Here is a 4,742-nt window from a genome sequence, read left to right on the forward strand (position 1 = left end):
TCCTGCCGATCCTCCGCGAGGTGTTCGGCACCTGCGTGGAGTACGCCGCATCGATCCCGGAGCTCGCCGAACGCCTGGAGTCGGCACTCTCCCCCGATCCCGCGAGGGCCCGGGAGGGCTGCTCCCTGGCCGCCTCGCTGACCTGGGACGCGGCGGCCGCAGCGCACCTGTCGTTCTACTCCGAGCACTCGCGAGGCCACTGCGGACGGCCGTCACCGGCGCAGAGGCGTGCCGGCTGAGCGGCCATCGGTACGCTGGCCGCATGCGCGAGACCTCAGACGCCCAGAACGTCGACCCCACGGGCGCCCCCGCCGAACCGGTGACGATCGCCCCCGCCGCGGGCACCGGCGCCGACGCTCACTCAGGCGTCGTCTCGCGGGTGTTCACCGATCGGTGGATGGGCGTGTTGCTGACCATCGGGTCGGTCATCGCCCTGGTGGCGTCGTTCCAGCTCAGCCTGGACAAGATCCGGCTCCTGGAGAACCCGGATTACCTGCCGGCCTGCAACTTCTCCATCCTCATGAGCTGTAAGAGCGTCATCAACTCCGAGCAGGGCGCGGTCTTCGGCTTCCCCAATCCCTTCATCGGGTTGGTGGGCTACGCCGTGCTCATCGCGATCGGCGTCGCCGCCGCCTCGGGCGTGCGCTTCCCGCGCTGGTACTGGGTGGGCGCGCTGCTCGGGCTGACGTTCGCCGCGGGGATGGTGCACTGGTTGGCGTACCAGTCCATCTTCTCCATCCAGGTGCTCTGCCCCTGGTGCATGGTCGTGTGGGCCGTGACCATCCCGATGTTCTGGTACACGGCGCTGCACGTGCTGGCCAAGCTCACCGGCGCCGGCTGGGTCCGGGCACTGCAGCGGTGGCACCTGGTCCCCGTCGTCGTGTGGTTCCTGGCATTAGCCGCGGTCATCCTCTGGGCGTTCTGGGACTTCTACTGGGCGGACTTCTTCGGCAACCTCTGACGGGAGCACCCTCCGACCGGCTTGCACACCACCGCGAGGAGGGCTTCCTCGTCGAGGTCTTCCACCGCTGACCCCATCGCCCCTCGCGTCGCGACTCACCCCCCGCTCGGGATCCCCCGCGCGGTCGGCTCGCCTCGCCTCGTCGCCTCCCCCCGCCCGCTCGGATCCCCCCGGCGTGGTCGCATCCACCGTGGCCGAGGTCGCACTCAGCGCGAGAATTCCAGCGAATCGCCTCGCTGGCTGCGACCAGTACGCCCCATCGCCCCCGACCACCGCGCTTCCCCGCCCCCTGTCCCCGGGCCCCGGGCCCCGCTGCCCGTGGTCAGGAGCCGGCGCCGTCCGCCTTCTCGACCAGGTGCACGATCGCCTCGGCGTGGAGCCTGAACAACGCTGCCACATCGGCGTCACCGGTCAATGACGCGAGGAAGATCCCGTCGCCACCGCCCAGTGCGTACGTGGCCAGGAGCCGTGCGTCCGCCCCCGCCAGGCCCGGCCGCACCTGCTCGAGCTCCGCCGCGATCCGCTCGATCGCCTCCCCGCGCAGCCGCAGGTATATTTCGCGGGCCACCGGTTCCACGGGCCGTCGTTCCAACGCCAGCATGAGGACCAGCCGCAGGAAGTCAGGTGACTCCCGGAACGTCTTCGCCACACCCAGGCAGAGTTCGGACACCCGCTCGATCAGCGAGTCCCCCTCCCCTCGGGTCACCTGCCCCAGCCACAGCTCGATGCTCTCCTCCACCACTGCGGCCAGGAGCGCGTCCTTGTCGGCGAAGTGCCAGTAGATCGAACTGGCGGGCAGCCCACTGACCTTGCTGACCTGCGCGATGGTCGTCCCTTCGTAGCCGCGCTCGCCTGCCACCGCCGCGGCTGCCTCGATGATCCTCCGTCTGGACTCGCGGCCCTTCGCGCGGGTCCGCCGATCTGAGGCCTCCCCAGCTCCCCTGTTCCTCGCACGCTCTGCCATCCGTCCTCCCCGGTCCTGTGTTCAGCGCCTCATTGCCCGGGCGCACCCTCGAGACTTACCGTAGTGATCACTACAGTAGCGCGCGGCGGCGAGATGCCGTCGCCCGAAAGGTGGAAGAAATGATCGAGTCCCTCACACGCAACTGGTGGGTGCAACTGATCCGCGGTGGACTCGCCGTGGCACTGGGCGCCACTGCGCTCGCCGCGCCCAGTACCGGCATGACTCTCGCCGTGTTCCTCGTGGCAGCGTTCGCGATCGGTGACGGCGCCATGACCGTCACCACAGGCCTGGCGTTGCCGGGCGACCAGCGGGGGCGGGGCGGCCTCATCGCCACCGGAGCCGGCTTCATCATGCTGGGCCTGGTCGTGCTGTTCTGGCCAGGGCTGTCCGCGACCGCACTCACGCTGCTGTTCGCCGCCTGGCTCGTGGCCTCCGGTGCGCTCGTGGCCTACGGGGCCCAGACGCTGCGTCCGGCGATTTCCGACTCGTGGATCATGGGGGCGCTGGGGGCGGTGCTCATAGCGCTCGGCGTCGGCCTAGGGCTGTACGGCCCCTCGGTCATCGACACGTTTGTCACCTTTGCCGGTTGGTTCGGATTGGCCGCGGGAGCCGTCATGGTCGCAGTCGCGTTCCGACTGCGGGCCGATATCGAGCGGCTACCCGCGTCGGCCGTGGCATGAGCGCGGCGCCGACCAAGGCCTGACTCCCGCGCCGGCCGTGGCATGAAGGCGTCACCGGCCGCACCCCGAGGACGCTCCCGGGTCCGGGGACGCTACGGCCGACCCGGCCCCGGGCGCAGATCGCGGCCCACCAGGGCGCCCTCCGGGTTGCTCGATCCGGTGTACTTGTCCAGCACCTCGGCCTCGAGCGTCGGCCGCGGGTCGAGGTGGGAGAGTCCGTTGAAGCACAGGTTGACGATGTGCGCGGCCACCTCCTCCTTGGGCGGGGTGCGCACGTCCAGCCACCACTGCGCGGTGCCGGACACCATTCCCACCAGCGCCTGTGCGTACACGCTCGCGGTGACGGGGTCGAAGCCCCGGTTCACGAACTCCTCCTCTAGGATGTACGTCACGCTCGCCGTCGCGTCGTTGAGCAGGGTCGAGTACGACCCCCCGGGAGCCGTCGACGACTCGCGGACCAGGATCCGGAAGCCATCGGTGCGCTCCTCGACGTAGCGCAGCAGCGCCATCGCCGCGCGCTCGATCCGCCGGCGCGACCCCTCGCCCTGCAGGGACTCGGTGATCTCGGCACCCAGGTACGCGAGCTCACGGTCGCACACCACGGCGTAGAGCCCCTCCTTGCCGCCGAAGTGCTCGTAGACCACCGGCTTGGAGACCCCCGCCACGGCCGCGATCTCCTCCACCGTCGCGGAATCGTAGCCGTACTCGGCGAAGATCCGGCGACCCACCTCGACCAACTGCTGCCGTCGCTTGGCTGCCGTCATCCTGGTTCTCGGCGCCGGAATGCCCTCGCCCGTCATCATCAACCCTTTCGCCGGTCCCCCCGAGACTAGACGGCCGGACACCGCACCCCCGACCACCGCCCCTGCGCCTGCCCCGACGCGACGGAACGAGGCCTCACCGGTGCGACCAGGTCTGCACCAACGGGCCCCGCGACATATGCCAGACTGTTACCGACCCGGACAGGGTCGTTCCCCCGTGGTGTAATCGGCAACACTTCTGATTTTGGTTCAGATATTCCAGGTTCGAGTCCTGGCGGGGGAGCCACCGGCCCCTTCCGCGGAGCTCAGCCCATCCCGCCGGAGATCGCCAGCGCCAGGACGAGCAGCAGGATCGCCACGATCGCCAGGACGGCGAGCACGGGCTGGCGGCGGTTGCGCGGGGTGCGGACCTCCTCCTCCCCCTGCTGGGTGACGGACTGCGGGTCGGGCTCGTTCGTTCCGGTCATGTGAACCTCTCCTCTTCGATTCGGGCGTACTCCTCCAGCAGTACCAACCCGTGGCGTCCGGCGTCGCCCTCTGCCCGCAGCCCCTCACGCATCGACCCCAGCATCTGCCGACCGTGGGGGAAGGGCGGCAGGAGCGGGACGTCGGGGTCGGTGACCGCCTCGATCACCGTCGGCCGGTCCGCCGTGAACGCCTCCTCCAGCGCGGCGTCGAGCTGCTCCGGATCCTCGACCCGCACCCCGCGCAGCCCGAGCAGCCGGGCGTATCCGGCCATGTCGAACGCCGGGACGTCCTGCGAGGGCGCGAACCGCGGGGCCGCCTCGGTCTCCCGCTGCTCCCAGCTCACCTCGGCCAGGTCTCCGTTGCACAGCACCACCACGACCATCGTGGGGTCATCCCATCCGGGCCACGCCTCGGAGACGGTGATCAGCTCGTTGATCCCCAACATCTGCACGGCCCCGTCGCCGGCCAGCACCACGACGGGTCTGGCCGGGGCGGTGGCCTTGGCGGCGACTGCGTACGGGATGCCGCAGCCCATCGACGCCAGCGTGGACGACAGGTGCGCCGGGACCGAGGTGGGCAGGTCCATCTGCCGGACGTAGTGGTACACCGAACTACCCACGTCCACGGCGAGCCGGGAGTCGTGCGGCATGTGGCGGCACAACCGACGGGCCACCAGTTCCGGGTTGAGGCCGCGGGCCGGGACGTCGGCGCGCTCGCGGGAGATCTCGCGCCACTGCCCGACCCAGTGCTCCACCCGGCCGCGCCACGCCGATCGGTCACGCTCCCCCACGCGCTCGGTCAGCGCACGCAACGCCACCGCGGCGTCTCCGACCAGCCCCACCTCGACCGGGTAGCGGTTGGCCAGGTGCGACGGGTCGAGGTCGATCTGCACGGCTCGCGCCTGCCCA

6 protein-coding genes, 1 tRNA gene and 1 pseudogene are annotated in these 4,742 nt (G+C 70.5%); 4 read left to right on the plus strand and 4 right to left on the minus strand.

Going from position 1 to position 4,742, the window contains the following annotated elements:
- Nucleotides 1–239, plus strand: a pseudogene (locus G6027_RS07940) (MSMEG_0565 family glycosyltransferase); the annotation flags it as partial.
- Between the two features lie 23 nt (nucleotides 240–262).
- Entirely contained in the window at nucleotides 263–961 is a 699-nt protein-coding gene (locus G6027_RS07945; RefSeq protein ID WP_182636704.1) for a vitamin K epoxide reductase family protein, read from the plus strand.
- Between the two features lie 322 nt (nucleotides 962–1,283).
- Here the strand turns inward: G6027_RS07945 and G6027_RS07950 are convergent, their stop codons facing one another.
- Nucleotides 1,284–1,925, minus strand: a complete 642-nt coding sequence (locus G6027_RS07950; RefSeq protein ID WP_182636705.1) for a TetR/AcrR family transcriptional regulator — start codon at nucleotides 1,923–1,925, stop codon at nucleotides 1,284–1,286.
- Between the two features lie 119 nt (nucleotides 1,926–2,044).
- Here G6027_RS07950 and G6027_RS07955 point away from each other — a divergent pair, with 119 nt between their 5' ends.
- The gene (locus G6027_RS07955) at nucleotides 2,045–2,605 is read left to right on the plus strand and encodes a DUF308 domain-containing protein (RefSeq protein WP_182636706.1); all 561 of its coding nucleotides are present in this window, start codon (nucleotides 2,045–2,047) and stop codon (nucleotides 2,603–2,605) included.
- Between the two features lie 92 nt (nucleotides 2,606–2,697).
- Here G6027_RS07955 and G6027_RS07960 read toward each other — a convergent pair whose 3' ends face one another.
- Nucleotides 2,698–3,369, minus strand: a complete 672-nt coding sequence (locus G6027_RS07960) for a TetR/AcrR family transcriptional regulator (protein ID WP_182636707.1) — start codon at nucleotides 3,367–3,369, stop codon at nucleotides 2,698–2,700.
- Nucleotides 3,370–3,577: 208 nt separating this feature from the next.
- Between G6027_RS07960 and G6027_RS07965 the strand changes: the two genes are divergently transcribed.
- Nucleotides 3,578–3,652 (plus strand) — tRNA-Gln (locus G6027_RS07965).
- A 19-nt stretch (nucleotides 3,653–3,671) separates the two neighbouring features.
- Here G6027_RS07965 and G6027_RS07970 read toward each other — a convergent pair.
- Both G6027_RS07970 and G6027_RS18700 read right to left on the minus strand, forming a co-directional pair.
- Nucleotides 3,672–3,833, minus strand: a complete 162-nt coding sequence (locus G6027_RS07970) for a hypothetical protein (protein ID WP_182636708.1) — start codon at nucleotides 3,831–3,833, stop codon at nucleotides 3,672–3,674.
- Nucleotides 3,830–4,742 (minus strand): thiamine pyrophosphate-dependent enzyme (locus G6027_RS18700; protein WP_241726927.1); only part of this gene is annotated, 913 nt, incomplete at its 5' end. The genes G6027_RS07970 and G6027_RS18700, both read right to left, overlap by 4 nt.

The sequence above is a fragment of the Dietzia sp. SLG310A2-38A2 genome, from assembly GCF_014145095.1.
Taxonomy (GTDB): domain Bacteria; phylum Actinomycetota; class Actinomycetes; order Mycobacteriales; family Mycobacteriaceae; genus Dietzia.

Coding starts and splice junctions, on each gene's coding strand:
- G6027_RS07945 (WP_182636704.1), top strand. CDS start 263: ATGCGCGAGACCTCAGACGCCCAGAACGTCGACCCCACGGGCGCCCCC.
- G6027_RS07950 (WP_182636705.1), bottom strand. CDS start 1,925: ATGGCAGAGCGTGCGAGGAACAGGGGAGCTGGGGAGGCCTCAGATCGG.
- G6027_RS07955 (WP_182636706.1), top strand. CDS start 2,045: ATGATCGAGTCCCTCACACGCAACTGGTGGGTGCAACTGATCCGCGGT.
- G6027_RS07960 (WP_182636707.1), bottom strand. CDS start 3,369: ATGACGGCAGCCAAGCGACGGCAGCAGTTGGTCGAGGTGGGTCGCCGG.
- G6027_RS07970 (WP_182636708.1), bottom strand. CDS start 3,833: ATGACCGGAACGAACGAGCCCGACCCGCAGTCCGTCACCCAGCAGGGG.